Annotated in this window: 21 protein-coding genes, 1 tRNA gene and 1 other RNA gene; 5 read left to right on the plus strand and 18 right to left on the minus strand. The window is 58.4% G+C overall.

Annotated elements, in window-relative coordinates:
• Nucleotides 1-20: 20 nt before the first annotated feature.
• The 3 genes from MUY35_RS08020 to MUY35_RS08030 form a co-directional block, all read right to left on the minus strand.
• A complete protein-coding gene (locus MUY35_RS08020; RefSeq protein WP_248365605.1) occupies nt 21-1,688 on the minus strand; it encodes a BCCT family transporter in 1,668 nt (555 codons plus the stop codon).
• 42 nt (nt 1,689-1,730) lie between these two features.
• Nucleotides 1,731-2,147, minus strand: a complete 417-nt coding sequence (locus MUY35_RS08025) for a universal stress protein (RefSeq protein WP_248365606.1) — start codon at nt 2,145-2,147, stop codon at nt 1,731-1,733.
• A 339-nt stretch (nt 2,148-2,486) separates the two neighbouring features.
• Nucleotides 2,487-3,065, minus strand: a complete 579-nt coding sequence (locus MUY35_RS08030; protein WP_348984505.1) for a TetR/AcrR family transcriptional regulator — start codon at nt 3,063-3,065, stop codon at nt 2,487-2,489.
• A gap of 70 nt (nt 3,066-3,135) precedes the next feature.
• Here MUY35_RS08030 and MUY35_RS08035 point away from each other — a divergent pair, with 70 nt between their 5' ends.
• Nucleotides 3,136-4,173 (plus strand): NAD-dependent epimerase/dehydratase family protein, encoded by a 1,038-nt coding sequence (locus MUY35_RS08035; protein WP_248365608.1) that lies wholly within the window; start codon nt 3,136-3,138, stop codon nt 4,171-4,173.
• 107 nt (nt 4,174-4,280) lie between these two features.
• Here MUY35_RS08035 and MUY35_RS08040 read toward each other — a convergent pair whose 3' ends face one another.
• On the minus strand, nt 4,281-4,877 hold the full coding sequence (locus MUY35_RS08040) for a TetR/AcrR family transcriptional regulator (RefSeq protein WP_248365609.1): 597 nt from the start codon (nt 4,875-4,877) through the stop codon (nt 4,281-4,283).
• 113 nt (nt 4,878-4,990) lie between these two features.
• Between MUY35_RS08040 and MUY35_RS08045 the strand changes: the two genes are divergently transcribed.
• Nucleotides 4,991-5,416 (plus strand): VOC family protein, encoded by a 426-nt coding sequence (locus MUY35_RS08045; protein WP_248365610.1) that lies wholly within the window; start codon nt 4,991-4,993, stop codon nt 5,414-5,416.
• A 168-nt stretch (nt 5,417-5,584) separates the two neighbouring features.
• The gene (locus MUY35_RS08050) at nt 5,585-5,833 is read left to right on the plus strand and encodes a hypothetical protein (protein WP_248365611.1); all 249 of its coding nucleotides are present in this window, start codon (nt 5,585-5,587) and stop codon (nt 5,831-5,833) included.
• A 187-nt stretch (nt 5,834-6,020) separates the two neighbouring features.
• Here the strand turns inward: MUY35_RS08050 and MUY35_RS08055 are convergent.
• From MUY35_RS08055 to MUY35_RS08115, 13 genes are all read right to left on the minus strand, one after another.
• Nucleotides 6,021-6,110: transfer RNA gene (locus tag MUY35_RS08055), tRNA-Ser, on the minus strand.
• Nucleotides 6,111-6,414: 304 nt separating this feature from the next.
• Nucleotides 6,415-7,131, minus strand: coding sequence for an alanyl-tRNA editing protein (locus MUY35_RS08060; protein WP_248365712.1), 717 nt, complete (start codon nt 7,129-7,131; stop codon nt 6,415-6,417).
• The gene (locus MUY35_RS08065) at nt 7,124-9,637 is read right to left on the minus strand and encodes a DUF3772 domain-containing protein (RefSeq protein WP_248365612.1); all 2,514 of its coding nucleotides are present in this window, start codon (nt 9,635-9,637) and stop codon (nt 7,124-7,126) included. The genes MUY35_RS08060 and MUY35_RS08065 overlap by 8 nt, the downstream gene beginning before the upstream one ends.
• Nucleotides 9,634-10,671 carry a cysteine synthase A gene (locus tag MUY35_RS08070; protein WP_248365613.1) on the minus strand — a complete coding sequence of 346 codons (1,038 nt, stop codon included), beginning with the start codon at nt 10,669-10,671 and terminating at the stop codon, nt 9,634-9,636. Before MUY35_RS08070 ends, MUY35_RS08065 begins: the two co-directional genes overlap by 4 nt.
• A 71-nt stretch (nt 10,672-10,742) precedes the next feature.
• Nucleotides 10,743-11,864: an NUDIX domain-containing protein gene (locus tag MUY35_RS08075; protein ID WP_248365721.1), complete on the minus strand. Its 1,122-nt coding sequence runs from the start codon at nt 11,862-11,864 to the stop codon at nt 10,743-10,745.
• Between the two features lie 13 nt (nt 11,865-11,877).
• Nucleotides 11,878-12,318 (minus strand): TrgA family protein, encoded by a 441-nt coding sequence (locus MUY35_RS08080; RefSeq protein ID WP_248365614.1) that lies wholly within the window; start codon nt 12,316-12,318, stop codon nt 11,878-11,880.
• Nucleotides 12,319-12,442: 124 nt separating this feature from the next.
• A complete protein-coding gene (locus tag MUY35_RS08085; RefSeq protein ID WP_248365615.1) occupies nt 12,443-13,648 on the minus strand; it encodes a cyclopropane-fatty-acyl-phospholipid synthase family protein in 1,206 nt (401 codons plus the stop codon).
• 317 nt (nt 13,649-13,965) lie between these two features.
• Nucleotides 13,966-15,192: an aminotransferase class V-fold PLP-dependent enzyme gene (locus MUY35_RS08090; protein ID WP_248365616.1), complete on the minus strand. Its 1,227-nt coding sequence runs from the start codon at nt 15,190-15,192 to the stop codon at nt 13,966-13,968.
• Between the two features lie 250 nt (nt 15,193-15,442).
• Nucleotides 15,443-15,892 carry a hypothetical protein gene (locus MUY35_RS08095; protein WP_248365617.1) on the minus strand — a complete coding sequence of 150 codons (450 nt, stop codon included), beginning with the start codon at nt 15,890-15,892 and terminating at the stop codon, nt 15,443-15,445.
• A gap of 176 nt (nt 15,893-16,068) precedes the next feature.
• Nucleotides 16,069-17,061, minus strand: a complete 993-nt coding sequence (gene acuI / locus MUY35_RS08100) for an MDR family oxidoreductase (RefSeq protein WP_248365618.1) — start codon at nt 17,059-17,061, stop codon at nt 16,069-16,071.
• 10 nt (nt 17,062-17,071) lie between these two features.
• Nucleotides 17,072-18,172, minus strand: coding sequence for a dimethylsulfoniopropionate demethylase (locus MUY35_RS08105; protein WP_248365619.1), 1,101 nt, complete (start codon nt 18,170-18,172; stop codon nt 17,072-17,074).
• 33 nt (nt 18,173-18,205) lie between these two features.
• Nucleotides 18,206-18,841 carry a DUF1326 domain-containing protein gene (locus MUY35_RS08110; RefSeq protein WP_248365620.1) on the minus strand — a complete coding sequence of 212 codons (636 nt, stop codon included), beginning with the start codon at nt 18,839-18,841 and terminating at the stop codon, nt 18,206-18,208.
• A 1-nt stretch (nt 18,842) separates the two neighbouring features.
• Nucleotides 18,843-19,595 carry a DUF2182 domain-containing protein gene (locus tag MUY35_RS08115; protein WP_248365621.1) on the minus strand — a complete coding sequence of 251 codons (753 nt, stop codon included), beginning with the start codon at nt 19,593-19,595 and terminating at the stop codon, nt 18,843-18,845.
• A 116-nt stretch (nt 19,596-19,711) separates the two neighbouring features.
• Here MUY35_RS08115 and MUY35_RS08120 point away from each other — a divergent pair, with 116 nt between their 5' ends.
• On the plus strand, nt 19,712-20,443 hold the full coding sequence (locus MUY35_RS08120) for a FadR/GntR family transcriptional regulator (RefSeq protein WP_248365622.1): 732 nt from the start codon (nt 19,712-19,714) through the stop codon (nt 20,441-20,443).
• 129 nt (nt 20,444-20,572) lie between these two features.
• Here the strand turns inward: MUY35_RS08120 and MUY35_RS08125 are convergent, their stop codons facing one another.
• Nucleotides 20,573-21,478, minus strand: coding sequence for a CAP domain-containing protein (locus MUY35_RS08125; RefSeq protein WP_248365623.1), 906 nt, complete (start codon nt 21,476-21,478; stop codon nt 20,573-20,575).
• Nucleotides 21,479-21,726: 248 nt separating this feature from the next.
• Here MUY35_RS08125 and ssrA point away from each other — a divergent pair.
• Nucleotides 21,727-22,078, plus strand: a transfer-messenger RNA (tmRNA) gene (gene ssrA, locus MUY35_RS08130).
• Nucleotides 22,079-22,124: the final 46 nt, after the last annotated feature.

Below are 22,124 nucleotides of genomic sequence, written 5' to 3' on the forward strand. Positions count from 1 at the left end.
ATCAGGGGCGGCCTTCGCGTTTAATCCGCGTCTTTGATTGATCGCCTCTCTGACGCCAATCCCTTGCCGATTGCGACGCACATCAGCAGCAACACCACGGTGAAGGGCAAGCCCGTCGAGATCACCATGGATTGAAGCGACTGCAAGCCGCCCGCGCTCAGCAGCAAAACGATGGCCACAGCGCCTTCGAAAATGCACCAGAAGGCCCGTTGCGGCACCGGAGCGTCGATCTTGCCCCCTGCCGTGATTGTGTCGATCACCAGCGACCCGGAGTCTGAGGACGTCACGAAGAACACCACAACAAGAATGATGCCAACCAGCGACGTGATGCTTGCCAGAGGCAGGACATCCAGCATCTTGAACAGCTTCAGCTCAAGCGACGCGTCCTGTGCCACAGTGTAGCCTTCGTTTACCACCTGGTACAATGCAGTGCCGCCAAAGACGGACATCCAAAGCACACAGACCATCGACGGGATCAACAGAACACAGATGATGAATTCACGCACGGTCCGACCACGGCTGACACGGGCGATGAACATCCCAACAAAGGGTGACCAGCTGATCCACCAAGCCCAGTAAAACGAAGTCCAGCCTTGGCTGAAGTTCACGTCTTCACGCCCAATCGGGTTCGAAAGTGCGGGAAGATATTGGATATAGGCTGCCAAAGAGCTGAAGAACAGTTTCACCAGATAGATCGTCGGCCCGACCAGAAGCACGAAGATCAGCAACAGGAATGCCAGTCCCATGTTGATTTCGGACAGAACCTTCACGCCGCCATCCAGACCGCGCAATACTGAAATCAAAGCGATCGCGGTGATGACAGAGATAAGGATGACCTCGGTCGTCGCGCCCACGGGAACGCCGAACAACTCGTTCAGCCCTGCATTCGCCTGCGTCGCGCCAAACCCCAGCGAAGTTGCCAACCCGAAGAGCGTTGCAAAGACGGCCAGCGTGTCGATAACGTGCCCGACCCAGCCCCAGACCGCATCACCGAAGATCGGATAGAAGGCCGAACGGATCGTCAGCGGCAGACCCTTGTTATAGGAAAAGAGCGCGAGCGACAGCGCGACGATGGCATAGATCGCCCAAGGGTGCAGACCCCAATGGAAGATTGTCGCAGCCATGCCAAGCCGGACGGCAGCGGCCTCATCCCCCTCGGCTCCGCCAAGCGGTGCCCAATCCGTTCGCATGCCATTCTCAGCCGCGGTCCCGCCGAAAGACGACGAAAAGTGGCTCATGGGTTCCGAGACGCCATAGAACATCAGACCGATGCCCATCCCGGCGGCGAACAGCATGGCGAACCAGCCGACATAAGTATAATCGGGCGTGGCCTCGGTGCCGCCAAGGCGCACATTGCCCCATGGCGTAACGATCAGAACAAGGCAAAACAGCACAAAGATGTTTGCCGCGCTGATAAAGAACCAATCAAAACCCTTTGTTACTGCGCCAAAAAGCCAGCTGAACAGACTATTAGACTGTTCGGGCAAAGCGAGCGTGTAGAAAACGAAGGCCACAATCGAAAGACCTGAGATCAGGAAGACCGGGTTGTGGATATCAAAGCCGAAAGGTCCGACGTTGCCTTCGACGTTGTCCTCGCCGATCTCGTATTCGGTATCAATGAGGTGGGTAGTACCATCGGGCGTCGGTATGCCCGCGGCTTCGTCGGTGTCTGTTGATTGGTCAGCCATCAAACGTCCTTTCCTTCTTTATTTCCGTCTCGACGAGATCGGTTAACCACGGATCAGCATCACCGAAGCGTCGCTGTGCGCGGCCAGATGTGCGCCATGCCCCGACCAAAAATAGTCGCTGACGCCCGGCGGATGTGTCGCCATAACCACCAAGTCGGCTCCGATTTTGTCAACGGCAGCCTCAAGCTCTTGGTTCATCTGAACCGCCGGGTCAGTGCTTACGATCATGTGGCTCGACGTGGCGACGCCAAGTTTAGTGCCCTGTTCGGCGGCGAATTTCGCAAGCTGTTTGGCATATTCTTTGGGGTTGCGGGCCAGTTCACTTGGCGTTGGTCCCGTCACGCCAACGAAGCAGACCTCTGCCCCGTAGGACCGCGCCAGCTCGCCAGTGACGGCCAGCGCCTTTTCAAGCTTGTCCGCATGGGCAAGATCGACGGGCGAGAGTATTTTCTTGAACATTTCCCATCCTTTATTCGGCGACATTGATGTTGCCGCTGGTTACCGGGTGGCGCCACCATAAGAAGCGACGATCCTATTCCGGAAAATCTCGGCCTGCGCGAGGTGCGGGCAAATCCATCCAGAATACAATCGTCAGTCTTGCATCCGTGGCACTGGCGATCAACCCACGACGCCGGAACAGGTCTTACCCTGCGAAAAGTCTCGCGTGCAAATTCTGTATCGAACGGATTGCGACATGATTGCCGCTGTATTTGCAAAGGGTCTGCTGATGGGCGGCGAGCGAGATATGGGCGAAAAAATGAAACAGACGTGATGGAACGCCCCCCGCGTACCAGCGGCCTATCCTTTTGGGCCTATGATCTGGGTCAGGTAGCCGATGCCCTCCTCGATCTCATCGAACCGCTCTGCACGATTTGCGATACCTTGGCTCGCTGCAAAGAAAACCCGCGCGATGGTGGATGCCTCTTTTTTTCCGAATGGCCCCGCTCCCAGCAATGCGGCAATCTGCCCCTCAATCTCACGATCTGAATCGCGAAAACGCTGCTGGCTGGTGCGATCTTTGGCGGCAAAAAGTTCACTTGCATGTGGCGATGTTCTAACCAGATCGAAAACCACCCGGTGCTTGGCGATCAACGCATTTGCGATCTTCTCTTTAAGAGTCTGCCCATCGCGCAACTCGAGCTTGACCACCTCGACAAGCTGGCGATCAAGGCGATCCGCCACGGCGGCAAACACGGCGTCCTTGTCCTTGAAATAGCCGTAGACCGTGACTTTCGACATCCCAACAGCCGCGGCAATGCCTTCCATAGTGGCACCGCGAAAGCCTTGCGTCACAAAGATATGCTGGGCCGCATTCAGAATTTTGTTTCGGCGGGCCGCCTTGACTGGCGAAAGGTTGAGTATATCAGTCATTGGCATCGGCTTGACAGTTATTGAACGTATAGATACTTATACGTTCAATTCGCATTGAATCAATAGAGTTCTCCTCATGTCCGACAAAGTGCTCGTCAGCGGCGCAAGCGGCTTCATCGCAGGCCACACAATCGAACGTTTGCTGGCGGACGGCCATGATGTCATCGGCACCGTGCGCGATCCGGAAAACACCGGAAAGATCGCGCATCTGCGCGCGATGGCCGGTGCGCCGAAACACCTGACGCTTGTCGCGGCCGACCTGACTGACCCGGACCCGTTTTCGGCGCATGTCGACGTTGACGTGATTATGCACATGGCAAGCCCCTATGTTATGAACGTCGATGACGCGCAACGCGATTTGGTCGATCCAGCCGTGCAGGGCACGGTCTCGATGCTGAGGGCTGCCGCCAAATCCCCCCGTGTGCGCCGTGTTATTCTGACCTCATCATTGGCGGCAATCACTGATGAACCTGATGGGCGTATTCTGACGGAAGAAGACTGGAACGACAAAAGCACGCTGACCCGCAACCCATATTACTATTCTAAAACAATGGCAGAACGGGCCGCGTGGAAATTCATGGAGACTGAAAAGCCCCCCTTTGATCTGGTGGTCATCAACCCGTTTTTGGTGATTGGTCCGGCGCATACGAAGGCAATCAACACCTCTAACCAGATCTTTGTCGATGTCATCAACGGGGTATATCAGGTGGTGATGGCACTGAACTGGGGCATCGTGGATGTCCGCGACGTGGCCGATGCGCATGTCACTGCTCTGTCTGGCGACGTTCCGTCGGGGCGCTATCTGGCGGCCAGTGCGAATATGGACATGACCGAGATCGTCGCGTTGTTGCGCAGCGCTGGCTATGGCCACACCAAACTACCCAAACTCGCATTTACCGGCGCCATAGGGACCGCATTGATGAAACTGGCCAGCTATGGCCAACCCAAGGGCATCGGGTCATACCTGCGCACCAATCTGGGCGGGGTTCCGCGCTTTGATAACGCCAAGATTAAGCGCGAGATGGGCATTACGTTTCGCAGCCCACAAGACAGCATCCGGGACACGCTTGCCGATCTGACCAAGTGGGGTCATATCCCTGCACCCAAATCATGAGAGACCGCACAGATGTGAAAACCGGGCCTGACTGAGCGTCAGCGCGGCTTTTAATCTTGGCCAAATGCTGCGGTCAATTCTTGTGCGTCTGCGCAACGCGACAGGCATCAGGCCGCCAGTAATTTTCGCACAACGAGCGAAAGGGCTGCAGTGTAAGTGTCCTTATTTCCACCTTCGGCAATTTGAAGCGCGGCCCGATCATAGGCTGCGGAAAGAATGTCGGTCAGGGCATCCAACTCTGCGGCTTTCAGTTTGGGCATCGCTTGCGATAGCCCGGCGCGCAGCTCTGCGCGTCCTTCCGAAGCAGTCAACTTCTCGGCCGCCTCTGGCCCCATGATTGCGGGGGCGAGCACCAGCAATATCTCCGCCCTGCCCGGAGCTGCCATCGCATCAAAGTAGGCATTGGTTCCGACGGCCATCGCTTCATCCGGGTCCGCCACATCTTTTGTTGCCAAGCCAATCGCATGCCCAATCGACTGTGCCTCTGTTTCGGCGACGGCTTTGAACAAATCGGCCTTGCTGTCAAAATGATGATAAAGAGCACCGCGCGTAAGGCCCACTTTCTTAACAATCTCTGGCATCCCCGTCTGGTCATAGCCTTTCGACAAGAAAAGCTCTCTTGCAGCATTCAAAAGCAAGCCACGTGTTTCGGCGCGTCTTTGCGCTTGAGTTCGGTGCGGCAAGGCTTCGGCTTCGTTGGTCATGGATCGCTCCTCACGAGATGGTTAGCGCTGACGATAGTTCATTTACATACAACTTGCATGTTTTAAATTATCATGTTACATACACTTTGTATTTAACTTAATGGGAGGGCACCATGAACACAATTCAGTATTATCCACTCATTCAGGTCCAGGATGTCGGCGCGACCGCTGCTTTCTATTCACAGCACTTTGGTTTCAAAGCGATGTTTGAGAGCGACTGGTATGTCCACCTGCAAAGCGAAGAAAACGACGCGATCAACCTCGCCATCTTGCGGTATGATCACGATACAATTCCGCACGAAGGTCGAGGTAAAACCAAAGGCGTTATCCTTACTTTTGAAGTTGCCGATATAGACGGCGAACACGAACGGCTTCACAAAGCAGGTGTAAGTGTGGCGCAGGAATTGCGCGATGAACCACATGGTCAGCGCCATGCAATTTATCGCGATCCAAACGGCGTACTGGTCGATCTTGTGACACCGATTGCGCCGTCGCAAGAGTTCGCGAGCGGCTATGACCCCTCTGCGCTGCCGCAATAGGATCGGAGAAAGCCATGGCCAAGAACATAAGCACTGGTTCGACCGCGATTGTGCGGTGCGGCTCGGTGAAGAGATCCAACAGAATTATCCCGACTTCGACGTGTTACGGTTTGCGGATGAAGTGGCGGCCGGTGTGCCACCTTTGGGCTCAAGGATCGTGTGTTCTTGATGGCAGATGCCATAAGGCGTCAATTGCCCCCGGACCACGCCAAGGCTGCGAAAATCCTGTCCAAATCGCTTGGCAAGCCGCTCGAAGGCGTGGCTGGCATATTCACCAAGGGCTATTGGCTGATGCCGGTGACGCGCTTCGTCGAAGAATTTGGGTTGGCTGACTATGACCTGTCGATGGAACTTTGCGCACAGATCACGCGCAGGTATACGTGGGAATACGCGGTTCATTCCCTGTTCCCGCTGTAAATGTTCCTTTTAGAAGGGAAAACAGGCCTGACCGAAGCGCGTAATGCTGGCGGCGGAGACGGCCGAGAGTTACGACCCTGATCGACTGGGGCACGGGTGTCTCCCACGCATATGGCACAGCGAAAGACCCCGGAAAGTCGTCATCAAAAAAGGAAATAGCGTCTTTTCTGACAGAAGTTGGGGTGAGTGGCGGAGCGGAAGGGATTCGAACCCTCGAGACGGTTCCCCGCCTACACACTTTCCAGGCGTGCGCCTTCGACCACTCGGCCACCGCTCCGAGGGCGTTGCTACAGCAAAAGCCCAAGCGGGTTCAAGGCGTCATTGCGATTTTCCCTCAGGATATTGCGGGGCCTCAATCTGGCGGGCAGCCAGCCCTCGTTTGGCCAGCCATACACGCCATCGTCCTTGTTGCGAGATGGTTGAAAACGTGCCAAAGGGCGGTATCATGGTCGTTATGCCATGGCAGCGTCATATCCGGGCTGATGATCACTCGGCGCGTGGTTCAGATAGGATGGCAGAAATGTGGACCATCCATCTGGCAAACGATTTGCGGTTTCATCAAACCCTCCCCGCTGGGATCGTCAATCGTCTAAATGAATGCTGAATCGCCGGTTCAGGCGGCTTTTCTTTTCGACCTTACCAAACCGGATACGCCCGATTTCGGAACTGCGAGCAACATGGGTGCCGCCGCAGGGTTGCAGGTCAATCTGCTCGTCACCCTTACCGATCCGCACCAGACGCACGCGCCCGGCCCCTTTGGGCGGCTGCACGGACATCGTTTTGACCAGACCCGGATTGGCCGCAAGCTCTGCATCGGTGATCCAGCGCTCGGAGACTTCCAGATCACGCGCGATCAGCGTGTTCAGCGCGTCTTCCAACGCTTGTTTATCCTCTGGCGGATCCTCCATCGCGAAATCGAGACGCGATTTTTCGGCGCCAATCTGGCCGCCGGTGACCGGCAGTGGAATGATGACTGACAGAAGATGCAGCGCCGTGTGCATCCGCATGTGACGCGCACGAAGGTCCCAATCAAGGGTTTGGCTCACCTGCACGCCGATGGGTGGCAATGCGTCGCCGTCGGCGGGCACAAGCGCGATGTCGTCGGCGTCTGCTTTCAGCGTGTTCACGACCTCCATCGCCCCGCCTTCCCATGTCAGACGGCCACGGTCGCCGGGCTGTCCGCCTCCGGTCGGATAGAAAACGGCTTGATCCAGAACCACGCCGCGGTCGGCATGAGCCACGACGATGCCCTTAGACTGTCGCAGATAGGCGTCTTGGCGGAACAGCGCATCAGTCATCACCGTCACCGTCACCGTCACCGTCACCGTCACCGTCACTATTGTCGGACTCATGCATGTCATCAACCGTCAGCGCTTCTTTGGACGGCGGCTTGGCGGGCTTGTCTGCCACGGGCGCGGTAGGCGCTGTTGGGGCTGCAGGGGCGGCGGGCGATCCGGTCAGCGCTTCGGGGTTGCGAATCCAGATGTCGCGTTGCGCATAAGGAATTTCGATACCCTCTTCCATAAATCGGCGGGCGATCTCGTGGTTGATCTCGCTTTTGACCGAAAGCATGTAGTTCACATCGCTCAGGATCGCGCGGATTTCAAAATCGAGACTATCGGCACCGAACCCCTGAAACACGACCGAGGGGGATGGGTTCACGGTGACCATCGGGTGGTTTTCGGCGATCTCTTGCAATATCGCCTCGATCCGGCGGGTGTCAGAGCCGTAGGCAACACCAACCGGCACGATCACACGCCCGATGGAATTGCCGCGGGTGTAGTTCGTCACAACACCCGACACAAGGTCGCTATTGGGCAAGATCACATCGGTGCGATCGAAGGTTTCGATCCGGGTGGCGCGCACCGAAATGTCGCGCACATAGCCCATATGGCCGCCCACCTCGATCCAGTCGCCTTCGGAAATCGGGCGTTCGATCAACAAAATAATGCCAGATACGAAGTTGGACACAATGGTCTGAAGGCCAAAACCAATGCCGACCGACAACGCCCCGGCGATGATAGCGATTGAGCTGAGGTCGATCCCCGCCGTCGTGATTGCAACGACCGCCGCAAGAAACAGGCCCAGATAACCGACGCCGACGGAAATGGCGTTCTGCCCGCCCTTGTCGAGCTTCGTTTTCGGCAAGATCGAGGTGCGAAGGGCGGATTGTGTGGCACGGGTCGCCACATAGCCCACTGCGAAGATCAGCGCGAAAATCATGAAGGTGCGCGGGGTGACCCGCGCCTCGCCCAGTTGGAAGCCTTCTTGGAAGGTGGTCCAAAGCTCGGTCAGCTCGGTGGGGCGCACGCCCCAGATCAATGCCAGAATGGGCATCGATAAAAGCACCAGCGTTGATGTCACCAACACCGGCACCAATGCCTGCGCGGCCGCCTCTTCATCAAGGTTGCGTATAACACCGTAAAGGTTGGTGAAGAACACATGCAATAGCGCCAGAACGGCGATGACGCCCATGGTTAAAACTGTCGGGAATAGAATTGACGACGCTAAAGTCGTATAGCCAATTGCCGCCAGAACGGGCGAGGCAAAGCCCACCATTTCGCAAACCCGACCCATCAAAACTACAGCCCGTTCGCGGAAAGTCTTTGTATCGCCGTCAGAGTGGGCAAGGATGTGCCGCCGCAAAATCCGCCCCATCCGAACCAAAAGATAACCAGCAGCAACGATCGCGGGTAAACCCAGAACGGCAAATGTGCCGCTGGAATAACCTTCGTGATCAGATAGTTTTGTCAGGATCGGCCACAGGCCAAGCAACGCCCCCAACAGGGCGACATTGACGCGCGCCTCGATGCGTTGGCTAGGGCGCGCCAGATGGACCAGACTGACACCATCGCCATCGGATATGAACACCCGATTGCCGATCCAAAGGCCGCCAAACAGAACGAAGCCGAACCAAGGCAACGCGTCGGCGATCACCTGCCCCCGCAGCCCCAGTACCCCGACCCGGTTCAGCGCTTCGATCAGGGTGTATATCCCGATCACAGGCGCTACGACTTGGCCGATGGACATAAGAAAGCCAACAACGCCGCGTGACGGACCCTTGCGCCGGTCACGCACTTTGCTGCCAAGCCGCATGATCCACAATCGGCTGCGGATCAGAAGCACCAGGGCGACCGCCAGCAAAAGCAGAGTCAGCGGCAGATCGGCGCGCAGGTCCTTGCTCTGGGCCTCGCTTCCCCAGGACTTGCGCGTTTCGGCGATGGCACGGTCTGTTGTCAGTTTCAGGTCGGACAGCGCCGTCGGCCAAAGCGCCGGATTGAGCGGGCTTGGCCCCAATGCCAGCATCTGGTCGGTTTGGCGCGACCGCACAAGTGCGTCAATTTCCCCGATCAGTACATCGGCGCGGGAATATGCCCCTTCGGCCTCTTGCACTGGAAGTTGGGCCGCGTTCAATTTCTCGGTCAGCTCGCTCCGGCGCTGGGTTAGCACTGCCGGTTCGGCACCGGGCGTTTCGGGCTCAGGGCCGAGTGTCGACAGTTGCATCTTCAAAGTGTTGATGCGGATCGAATTTTCTTTCTGCGCGTCGGCGAACAACGTGCGCCAGTCGTTCAGTTCAACCCGCAATCCTTCCAACACCTGGTCTGAGGCGCGGCCAAGTTCGATCGCACCCTCGACTCGCTCGGCCGTTCGGTCCCAAGCGGCGTAATCGGGCGAGCCGTCCGCCGCAACTACATAGGCCGGGATGCGGGTTTCAGCCGCCGCATCCTTGTCTTGCGCCAGCGCGCCAAACGCGGTCAGAAAAAGGAAAATGGCCGCAAAGCCGGCCGTCAGAATGCGGGTCATTCGACCTCCTCAAATACCTCGGGAAGCATGACGGGGCCACGATCCAGCCATTCAGGAACCGGCAGTTCTTTTTCGCGTAGGAATTCCGGGTTGAACAGTTTGGATTGATAGCGCGTGCCATAGTCGCACAGGACGGTCACAATTGTATGGCCCGGCCCCATTTCTTTCGCCATACGGATCGCGCCGGCGACGTTGATGCCGGACGAGCCGCCAAGGCACAGACCTTCGTCTTGCAACAGGTCAAAAATGATCGGCAACGCCTCTTCATCCGGCACTTGCCACGCCATGTCGGGGGTGAACTCTTCAAGGTTCTTGGTGATCCGCACCTGCCCGATGCCTTCTGCGATCGAGCTTCCCTCCATCGCGATTTCGCCGGTGGTGTAATAGCTGTAAAGCCCTGCCCCCATCGGATCAGCGATGCCGATTTTCACGCCTTTGGGTTGCAGCACCATGCCGACACCCGCCAGCGTGCCGCCGGACCCGACCGCACAGACAAAGCCATCGACCTTGCCGCCAGTCTGTTCCCAGATTTCCGGGCCAGTGGTTTCGACATGCGCGACGCGGTTGGCGACATTGTCAAACTGGTTGGCCCAGATCACGCCATTGGGTTCGGTCTTTGCCAGCTTCTCGGCCAGACGGCGCGAATAGTGGATGAAGTTGTTCGGGTTGCGATACGGGGCGGCGGGCACTTGCACCAGTTCAGCGCCAGCCAGCCGCAACATGTCTTTCTTTTCCTCGGACTGGGTTTCCGGGATTACAATCACCGTCTTGAACCCCATCGAGGCCCCGACCAGCGCCAAACCAATGCCGGTGTTGCCCGCCGTTCCTTCGACGATAGTGCCGCCGGGCTTCAATTCGCCCCGCGCCACCGCATCCTTGATAATATACAGCGCCGCGCGGTCCTTGACGGACTGGCCGGGGTTCATGAATTCAGCCTTGCCCAGAATTTCGCAGCCGGTTTCCTCGGATGCTTTTTTCAGCCGGATCAGTGGCGTGTTGCCAACGGTCGCCTCTAGGTCCTGTTTGATATCCATGTCATGCCCCATTTGTCGCGGTTTCCCCACAATCTGTAGGGGTTGGCAATGGGGGGTTCAAGGGGCCGCGGTCAGCTTCCCGCGCGAAGATCATCACGGTTCAGCGATAACCAAAGCGCGCACAGCACCAGCGGGCCACAGGCGGCCTCGCCGCTGTTCACCAGATCCATTAGGCGTTCAAATGGGATGACGTGGCTGCGAATATCCTCGGCCTCGTTGGCGACACCGCCGATCCCGGCGGCCGCATCAGGCAGGTCACATAGCGCCACATAGGTATAGAAGTATTCTGTGTTGGAACCGGGGCTGGGATAGTGATGTGGCAGCGGCAGCAGGCGATCAAGCTTCAGTCCCGCTTCTTCTTGGGCTTCGCGATGGGCGCTGTCTTGCGGTGTTTCGCCTGCATCAATGCGCCCCGCGATGGGCTCTAACGTCCAAGGATGCGGGTCGCCGCGCATATGTGGCCCGATCCGAAATTGTTCGACCAACATCACATTGTCACGCACCGGGTCAAAGGGCAGCACAATAACCGCATCCCCGCCGACAAACGCCGCCCGGTTCACGGTCTCGCCCATTTCGCCAGAGTAGCGGCGGAACGACAGGTCTTGTTCATCCAGAGTGAAAAAGCGCGAATAGGGTCGGTGGCTTGCGTGGATGTCTATATCCCCTGCCCCAAAGGCCGCGCGAAGCGTGGTCGGCGTTGTGCTGGCGCGCGCACGAACCCGGCTTGCCGCACGGGTGCGGATCATCGCGAAGCGCTGCGCAACCACCTCGGGCGAGACGTCGCCGAAATAGGACATGACCTCCTGCCCCGCCTCCAGCGTCACATCACCCCAACCTGCCACCCAGTCGCTCAAAGACCACGGGGCTGCCGGGGTCCACAGGCCGGGCGTGGGGAAATAAACCTTCGCGGCGACCTGCTCAGCACCATCGTCCGGCGTCACGACCACGTCTTTCAGTGCATAGTCAAAGCCGCCCTCATAGAAATCCAATCGGGCTTTGGCCATCTCTGTCAAGCCCTCGACCAACAAGCCCTCGGCGCTTGCACCAGCGTCGGCTTCGATGGTTGGAAAAGGCTGATCCTTGACCCAGCTTACGCGGTAACCTGTCAATCTTGCGGGGCGCGCGCGATAAGTTTCGCCCTCAAGCACAAGCTCGAGCAAGGGCAGATGGCACAAAGTGCCATAGAAAAACATGGTGGTCACGTGGTCAGCCCCACTTGCGAGCCGCATTGATAGCGCACCAAGACGCCAGCGCGCCCCCAAGCAGCACCGCACCGATCACTTCGAACGTGAAATACTTCTGGAAAAAATCGACGCTGATCATGAAAATATCCTGCAACGCCTCGATCGGGCCGTCATACGCCTTGCGCAGGCTTTGCTTGATCATGACCGTGAATGCAAAGATGAAAAGCGTCAATCCCGTCTGTACCAAAGCGGTGGTGAACGCATTGGCACCAACACTGCCCAGGCGGCGATCTGCCCGCGGCCCAAGGTATTTCCAACCAACGACCAGACCAACCGCAGCACAGATTGGCGACAATTTCGAAAGATCGCGCCCTTCTTCCATCAGCGGTTTTATCAGCTCGGCGCAGAACCAGCCGGTAACGGCCAGAATAGCTGCGGCGACAAGTTTTGCGGCTGTTGGCATTTCATACTCCTGCGCGTTCTGCCTTTGCGTGGCAGTTTTTGCAGGGGGTTATGGCCATTTTATGGCGCGTTGACCATGATCTTATGCGCTGTAGTGCCGAAGGCACGTTCTCGATGTGTCGGTGTTATTCAGGATTTGCCAAAGTGACCTGCACAACATCGCAATTGCCGGACTGAAACGCCGCTGCACACGAGGTTAGGTAAAAATTCCACATGCGCTTGAACCGATCGTCAAATCCAAGGGCGGAAACTTGCGCCCATTTGGCGTTGAACACATCGTGCCACCGCCTCAGCGTCGCTGAATAACTTTCCCCAAAAGCGACCTGATCGCGGAAGGCCAGCCCGGCTTTTTCAACTTCGGCCTTCAGCGCAGTCTTAGATGGCAACATCCCACCCGGAAAGATGTATTTCTGTATGAAATCAACGCCTTTCCGATAGACCTCAAAGCGTTTTTCGGTGATGGTGATGATCTGCAAAACGGCCTGCGCGCCGGGGCGCAGGCATTTGCGCACCGTGTTGAAATACACCGGCCAGTATTTCTCGCCCACCGCCTCAAACATCTCGATCGAGGCGACGCCGTCGTAAAGACCCGTCTCATCGCGATAGTCCTGCAGCTTGATGGTGACCAGATCGGACAGCCCGGCTTTGCGCAGACGCTCAACCGCGAAATCGTGCTGTTCCTGACTGATGGTCAACCCGGTCACCCGGATACCTTTGCGCGCCGCATGTTCGGCAAACCCGCCCCAACCGCAGCCAATTTCCAGAACATGATCACCCGGCCCGACCCCCATCTGATCTATCATCAAGGCGTATTTCTGCTCCTGTGCTTTCTCAAGGCTGTCCTGCCCGCTTCTGAACAGCGCCGAGGAATAGGTCATCGTGTCATCCAGCCACAGCGCATAGAAATCATTCCCCAAATCATAGTGATAGCTGATGTTCTTTTTCGCCCGGCTCTTGGTATTCGAATTCATCAGATGGCGCAGTCGCTCATAGGCGCGCAGGAAAATCTGGGCGGGAAAACCGTCATAAAGAACGTCGTTGTCATCTTGCAGCAAGTCCAGAAAGGCCTGCAGATCCGGCGTTGACCAGCCACCGTCGATATAGGCATCGCAAAAACCCAGATCGCCCTCGCGGATCAGGCGCGCGAAAACGTCGTTGTCGTGAATATGCAGCTCAGCGACATAACCCGGATGCGCGCCGTCTGCACGAAATCTGCGACCATCCGGCATTACGAAATCTAGGCGGCCCCGGTTCATCCGGCCCGCTGTCTCGAACACATTTACGAAATACCGAGGCAGGTCTTTCTGCCCCGCTGTGCTGGTCAGGATCATATCGCCCCCCATCGTCTTGACCCACTATGACAAGGCTAGGACGGAGACGCCGGGCCTGACAAGATGGTCGCTATGCAGGTGCAGTACGCGTTGCTGCGGGTGCGAAGGGCATGAAGACGGTCTGCCCAAGGTCTACGCGGCGAACCTTGGGGTCAGCGTGCCAAGATCACTATTGCCATGCGCGGCCGATTGGGTTTGCCGCGCGCCTGCGTGACCCGTGGCCCGCAATTTGAAATTGATATCTGGCACCTTACGCGGAACATTTGCGGTTATTGCGTTAGCAATACATCATAATTATCTGACAATATTCACTTTTATTAGAGAACACTATCAAGAGATTCGATCAATTTCGTTGCCTCAGCCTCTGATGTGTAATGCGTGAAACTGACCCGCAAAACCCCGTGATCCGGGTCCACGCCCTGCGCCCTTAAGGCGCGGGTGGCATAGAAGTCCCCGCCCCCGGCCATGATACCCAGCGGGGCAAGCCGCTCGGCAAGGTCCGCTCCGTTCGCTTGTGCAGCAACGGCCACCGTTGGCGCGCGGTTTTCCGCCTGTGCGGGCCCCAACAGCCGAACCGAGTTCTTCGATGTCAGGTAATCCAGCAGCGGCTGTAAAAGGCGCGCTTCATGCGCACGCATCAAATCATGTGCCCCTGCCGCGATCGTCGCTGGGTTGCCGGTGATGCGGTGATGGGTCGCCAGCGCCTCGAAATAATCTGCCATCCCCGCCGAGGCCGCGATTTGCGCGTGATCCGGCCCCGCAGGGGTGAACTTTTTGTAAAGCGCGTCCGCATTGAAGAAATGTCCCTGGTTGGGTAGGACGTCGCCCAGCGCGCGGCGGATCACCATGATCCCCTGATGCGGGCCATAGGTCTTATAGGCCGAGAACAGATAGACATCCGCGCCCAGCGCATCGACATTCACCAACCCATGCGGCGCGTAGCTGACGCCATCGACGCAAGTGAACGCCCCGGCGGACTTGGCCTTGGCGCAGATGGCCGCCACATCGTTCACCTCGCCCACCACGTTCGAGCAATGGGGGAAGCAGACCAGTTTCACCTTGCCGTCACCCAGCAGATCATCCAGCTTCGTTGGGTCCAAATGCCCGGTGTCGGGGTCAATCTGCCATTCGCGGATCTCTAACCCCTCGTCAGCCAAACGGCGCCAAGGGCCGGTATTCGCCTCGTGGTCCTGATTGGTCACGACAATTGCGTCGCCGGGCGTCAGGTACTGCCGAAACGCCTGCGCCAGCACATAGGTATTTTGGGTGGTCGAGGGGCCAAAGCTCAGCTCATCCGTTTCAACACCCATCATGGCGGCCAAACGGCGGCGCGCCTCGTCCATTTCCTCGCCCGCCAAGCGAGAGGCCTCATAGGGGCCGTAGGGCTGCACCTTGCGTTGGTGGTAGTAGCGTGTGAGCCGGTCGATAACGGGCTTGCATGTATATGACCCGCCCGCGTTTTCAAAGAACGCCTGCCCCTGCAAGCTTGGCTCGGCAAAGGCGGGAAACTGTGCCCGCACCCAGTTGATGTCCAGTTCAGCCATAAGGTGGCTCCTTCACGTCTGTCATTCGCGGGGTGCGCCTGACAGATCAGGCGCACATGCTGATCTGGCAGGTCTTCCAGCCAGCCAAAGGGGCTCTCCCCAAGGCAGTCGGGTGTTTTGGTTGATGCCAACACGTTGATCCCGGACCCTTTTTGGCTATCCGCCAACTGGCAACCGGTCAAGGCTGAACTTTGCCACGGGCACTGGCATTAGCGGGGGCGAGGCCAAAACCGGCCTCGCCCCTTTTTGTTTAGAAGCTCATCCGCGCATCAGCGTCCAGCATCGCGGCGGCCATGGCGTCGGGCGCAGCGACGGTGACACCGTCAAGCAGCACCTCGGGCCCTGCGCCTTTGTTGGGCAGATAGATCGCGCAAACCTCAACCTTGGCACCGGGCAGGCCCATGATCTTTTGCATCAATTGCTGCGGGCCAACGCCCAGCGGTTTTTGCGGGGCGGTTGCGCTTTCAGGGGCCTCTTTCAGCGCCAGATCAGCAGCGGGACCGCACAACATCACATGAGGCATGGCCCCTTGTTCGGCAGATTTCATGGTCAGCACCATGGCCATCATCTGGGTCTGGGCTTCGGGCGCGGTCAGGATCGTGACAAGCGTGTCCGCTTCATCGGCATGGGCCGTGCCAGCAAACGCTGCCAGCCCAAGGGCGGCGGCGGTCAGGGTGGTTTTGATCGAGAATTTGGTCATGTGATCTATCCTTGAAAACGGGTGAACCCGGCCCGGCGTCGAACAGACACGGAGCGGGCGAGGCTGTGCGCCTCACCACATGACCTAGGCCTTACATTCCAAGAAAAGAATGCGTCATTTCGCACCGCGACCAACCGCCTCATGCAGAGGCACATGGCGGGTGGTCACAACAGCCGTCAGCCGTTCACATCGACAACCACGCGCCCCTTGACCTGACCTTTCAGGATATCCGCGCCAAGGCCCGGCAGGTCCGCCAGCGTTGCGGGTTGGACCATCGCTTCAAGCTTGTCCATCGGCAGATCACTCGCAATCCGTGTCCAGGCGCGCAGGCGGTTCTCGTAAGGCTGCATCACACTGTCGATGCCCAGCAAGTTCACACCACGCAACAAGAACGGGATGACTGTGGCAGGCAGCCCAGCGCCACCGGCCAGACCAACCGCCGACACGCTCGCCCCGTATTTCATCTGACCCAAGACGCGCGCCAGCATGTCGCCGCCCACGGCATCCACGCAACCAGCCCAAGTCTCGGCCTCAAGTGGGCGCTTGACGGTCTCGTTCAGCTCTTCGCGCGGCACGATGGTGGTGGCACCAAGGCCTTTCAGATAGTCCGCCTGATCGGGGCGCCCGGTGACGGCGGCGACCTCGTAACCCAGATTGGCCAAAATGGCGGTCGCAACCGAGCCGACGCCACCAGCAGCCCCCGTGACCAGCACCGGTCCCTGCCCCGGTTTCAATCCGTGATCTTCCAGCGCCATCACGGCCAGCATCGCCGTGAAGCCCGCCGTGCCCACGGCCATCGCCTGACGCGTGTCCAGCCCCTTGGGCAACGGCACCAGCTTGTCTGCCGCGATCCGGGCCTTCTGAGCATACCCGCCCCACGACACCTCGCCCACACGCCAGCCGGTTAGGACAACTTTGTCGCCGGGCGTGTAGCGGTCGTCATCTGAGGTCTCGACGGTGCCCGCATAGTCGATCCCCGGCACATGGGGATAATTGCGCACCAGCCCGCCGCCCTTGGGCGACATGCACAGCCCATCCTTATAGTTCACGGTCGAGTATTCGACGGCGACGGTCACGTTGCCTTCGGGCAGTTGATCCTCGCTGAGTTCCTTGATCTCTGCCGAGGCCAGCCCGTCGTCATTCTGCTCCATCACAAGTGCTTTAAACATCGTTGTTTCCCTATATCCAGAAAGTGTCATAGACGGTCGCGGCACGCGGCCCGTCAGGCGTCATCACATCAAGTTCGGTGCCCGTATCCCAATGGGTCATACGCACCATACCTATGGCGACACCGGTGTTGAAATCAGGCGAGTTCGCGGCCGAAGTCACCTGCCCCACCTGCTTATCCCCATCCATCAGGGGCCACGCCCGATCACACGGGGGCACGCCACCCAAAATCTCGATTGCGCGTATTTGTTGCACAGGGCCTTCCTTGGCCACGCGCAAAAGCGCATCGCGCCCGACACAGCCCAGCGCGCTTTGGGTCGAACAAAAGCGCCCAAGCCCGGCCTCGTGCGGGGTATTTTCGCGGGTCATGTCATTACCATAGCTTAAAAGCCCGCCCTCGATCCGTTCGATCCCGTTGGGGCAGCCGGCATGCACATCCATGCTTTTGCCCGCCTCCATCAGCGCGTTCCACAGCGGCATGGCGATGTCAGCGCCTTCGACGTAAACCTCAAACCCGCCCTGCTTAGAATAGCCCGAGCGCGCCACCACAAGGCTGCGCCCTTGGAACGCCAGCCGCTTGTAGCGGAAGAACCGGATATCGCGCACCGCGTCGCCAAAGACAGCCGCCGCCAGATCGTCGGACTTCGGCCCTTGAATGGCCAAGGGCGAGACGTCGGGTTCATCCACCAGCACATCCAGCCGAAACCCATAGGCCAGCCCCTTGACCCAAAACAGAAGATCACTGTCCGCGATCGAGATCCAGAACCGGTTGTCATCCAGCTTCACCGCCACAGGGTCATTCAGCAAGCCCCCGGTTTCATCGACCATAGGCACATAGAAACACTGCCCGTCCTGCATCTTTGACAGGTCGCGCGGGGTCAGCATCTGGATCAGGCGGGCGGCATCCGGGCCGCGCAGCTCGACCTGCCGTTCGCAGGCCACATCCCAGACCTGCACAGCGTCTTTCAGGTGGCGATAATCCTCTTCCACCGACCGAAAAACAGTCGGCAGCAGCATGTGATTGTAAACCGTATAGCCTTTCACCCCGGCAGCTTCGACACCGGGGCTGAAGGGCGTGCGCCGCAAGCGGCGGGAGGGTGAGATCAGGGCCATGGGTCGAGCTTCCGTGCCAGAACTCCGGCCGCCTTAGCGACCGGGACCTTTCCAGTCGATCTGGCAGATCTCGGCCGAGCGGCCATCGAAGTCCCACACCCGCCCATGCGCGCGCAGCTTGCCTTTGGTGGCTGTGGCGACGGTGATGTCCGGCCCCATCCAGTATTGGGTGTTACGGATGACAATATCCTCGTCCGGGTCCGCCCCGCCAACCGGATGCACGACGCCGTCGATCTTGCGCCCCACCGTGATGTGGCGGGTCTTGCCCTCGGTCTCATACGTGACCGGCTGGCGTTCTGCGCCAAGGAATTCGCCCACCAACATTTGGAACAGCCCCGTCGTGCCTTTGGCAGCACCCGAGAAGATGGTGACCAGCGCCTCATAGGCATCGTCACTGGCGCGCTCATCGACGAACAGCGCCACTTTCCAGTTGCCGCGCCCCATATTGCCGGGGATTTCGATCATCAGACCGAGGTTCAAGCCTGACAGGTCAATATCGCCGTATTGCCCGCTATCAATCCGCACCCCGCCCCATGTCTGGCAATGCCCTTCTGTGGGCGGGTGTTTGCCAAGGCTCACCACACACGGGCAAAAGACCGTGCAGTTACAGTTGAGGATCAGCTCCCCTTTGATGGTCCATTCGACCTGACCGACTTGTGTTCCGTCCATGTTATCCTCCCTGGACAAGCACCAAGACCCCGCCCGCGATCAGCGCCCAGCCCAAGGGGCGGGTCAGATAGCGGCCAAGATCCGGCAGTTTTTCAAAAATCATGATGAGAGTGGCGAGCCCCATGAAGGCAAGGTTCATCACCCCGCCGACAAAGCCCAAAAGCATCAGCGCCCAGCAGCAACCAAGGCAGATCGCACCAAGGCGCAGGCCAAGGGCTGCGTCGTTCCACCGCGTCTCGCGCCAGTATTGCATGAAGAAACTCATCGGCTGGCGGCATTTCGACAGGCAGGCGTCTTTGAGGGTCGAGAACTGATAGGCCCCTGCCCCGATCAACAGCGCACCCGTGAGCCAAGGCGAGATGCTTTGACCCAGAGGCGACAACAGCCCCGCGCGAAACAGCATCAACTGTCCCGCAGCAGCGATTACGGCAAAGCCAAGCCAAATGACCAGATAGCCCGAGACCAATTCCCCAAACCCGCGCCGTGACCCCGCGCCCGAGGCGATCATGTCGTCATAGGTGGCGAAGGTCGGCAAGGCGGTCGGGGCCATCATCGCCGCCGACATCACCGCCCACATGGCGAAGAGCCCAAGGAACCCAGCCTTGTCGGGTTCAACCAGACAAAGCGACCGCCAGAAGTCCGCCCCATAGATGCGCGACAATTCCAGCGCGTCCGGCGGAAGCGCCATCGCATAAAGCAGCCCCCACCCCACAAGGATCAACCCGAACAGCGCCAGCCAATGCGGCGCGCTCATGGTTCTTATCCTTGACGAAACGGACATGCTTCCCCCATCTTGCGAGTCGGAATGATAATGTCTGACAATTGCCGTTCCGGCAAATGAATTGTCAGACAATTAAGAGGCGACGTAGCGTGAAAACTGATCTGGACGACAATCAGGACCTCTCAAAGCAGATTGCCGAGGCCATTCGCGACGCAATTATCAACGGCAGCCTGCTGGTCGATCAGCGCCTGCCATCCGAGGCCGAGTTGTGCGACAAATTTGGTGTTGGACGCTCTACCGTCCGTGAGGCACTGAAACGCCTTGCTGCCCAAAACCTGATCCGCACCCAACGCGGCGCATCCGGTGGGGCGTTCGTGAACCGAATGTCGTTTGAGGAAGCCTACGGCCAGCAAATCACCACCTCAACCTTGCTGCTGTCGATGAACCAAGTGGATTTCGAAACTGCCTGCGAAGCCCGCTATGCACTGGAACGCGCTTGTGCCCCCCTGTCGGCCCAGCGTCGCACCGCAGATCACCTCGCCACCATGCGCGCCGAAATCCACCGCCAAACCCAGCCCGGCCTGACGGACGAGGCGTTCTGTGCATCTGACGTGGCCTTTCACCGCGCATTGGTCGATGGCGCGGGCAATCCGGTGCTGTCCTATCAACTGGCGGGCGCGGTCGAGGCGATGCAGCCCTTGATGAACATGATCACCTATACACAGAGGGATCGGGATCGGATCGTTGAGTTTCACACGCAACTGGCAGATGCAATTGAGGGTCAAGATGGCCCGACCGCCGAAGCCAGCCTGGGGCAGCTTGCAGAATATACAGTCGAGCTTGGCCGCAGTCGGCTGACCCAATCCAAAGACCGCAGATAGCCTATCTCCGAGCACGGATTGGCTTGGCAATAATTGCCCGCACACGCTCGGCCATGCCTGAAACCGCTCGGTGAAGACAAAGAAAGACCCGGCCTGCGCGATGGCAAGCCGGGTCAGACACAGGAACGATTAGGCGACGCCATACATCCAGCAGGCAGGGAACACATCCTGACCGTCGGTCGTATCACCATCTTGGCTGGCATCCGCAACCTCGGTTGCCCCGGCCTCTGGGACGTCCGTGTCTATGTCGGCGGTGTTAACGCCCGCATCATCGTCATCATAGTCCCAATTGCCCAATTGCTCGATCAACCAGTCAATGCCGTCCTGCAAATCTTGGCTATCGTCGACATTTTCCACGAACACGAAAATATCGCTTTCACCGTCGCCATCGCGATCAGCCTCAAACAACCATGAAACATCCCAAGGCTGGTCGGGCGTTTCTGGCTCCGGCTCAGGTTGGGGATCCGGTTCTGGCTGCGGGTCCGGCTCCGGTTGCGGATCAGGCTCAGGTTGCGGATCAGGCTCAGGTTGCGGATCAGGCTCAGGTTGCGGGTCAGGCTGAGGCGTCGGCTCAGAGGTGTCGGCATCCGTATTGCCAAAGTTCTGGGTCACCATCACACCATCATAGGTCAGGCCACCTTCGGTGAACGCTCCTTCTTCGATACCAATGCCGATATCGGTGAAGGTCGGGCTAAGGATGTTCGCGCGGTGCCCCGGGCTCTGCATCAGCCCCTCGTGCAGCTGGACCACGTCATCCGCGATCCCCTCTTCACCGCGTTCACTTTGCCACGCGATATTCTCGCCCGATCCGAAATTGCCTTCGAACGGATAGTTCGCATCGGCCATCCGCTCGCCCGGCGACGATCCGTCTTCACCGGTATGGGAAAACTGGTTCGTGTCCAGCATCCATTTGCTGTGATCTTCGCTGGACTCATTCAACAGCCCGTTGAATGTCAGCTGGTTCAATCCGGCGCCTTCGCGTTCCTTATTGATCAGGTCCAGCATCTGCTGTTCGTATTGGTTTGGTAGAGACATGGGAGTTTCTCCTTTGGTTCCATGTGAGTGGTTCCGTACACAGACCCTGCCCAACCCCTCGCCTCAACGCGTGGCGGATCAGCGCCGAAAAACCGGCTTTCCACTGCCAGAACACACCCGCCAGTACCGCGATAACTTGCTGAGAATTTTCTTGCTGGTGTTCGGCTGCAAACCGCCATCCGGGGGGCGCATCCTAAGGTGCAGAGCCTATGCCCATCTGCCCATGGCCAAGATAAATTTCGTGCCAACGTCTTCTCTTTGCTGCCATCATCGCCTATATGTTTCATGTCCCTTCGGGGACTATGGACATAAACGCGCTCGTAATAAGCGGATCGGACCCGGGGGCGGTACCCGGCGTCTCCACCAAACATCCCTCATTTGGGGATCATGGGGACGAAATAGGATCGACGGACGTCTAAAGGGGTTTGCTTTGTCTCGGTGAGATACCACCGTTATCGGTTCACTAAAGCTAGTTGCAAATGACAACAAAGCTCCGGCTATGGCTCTGGCTGCGTAAGCAGTTCGAGTTGCCGATTTAAGCCCTTGCGCCTAGCAGCGTAAGGCGGGGTTCGCAGGCACCTGGCAACAGAAGCCTGCACTTCCTTTTTCATTTCGGCAGTGACGGCGCTTTTTCGGGCGCTGGTTA

Origin of the sequence: Aliiroseovarius sp. S1339 (genome assembly GCF_023195695.1) — a bacterium.
Taxonomy (GTDB): Bacteria; Pseudomonadota; Alphaproteobacteria; order Rhodobacterales; family Rhodobacteraceae; genus Aliiroseovarius.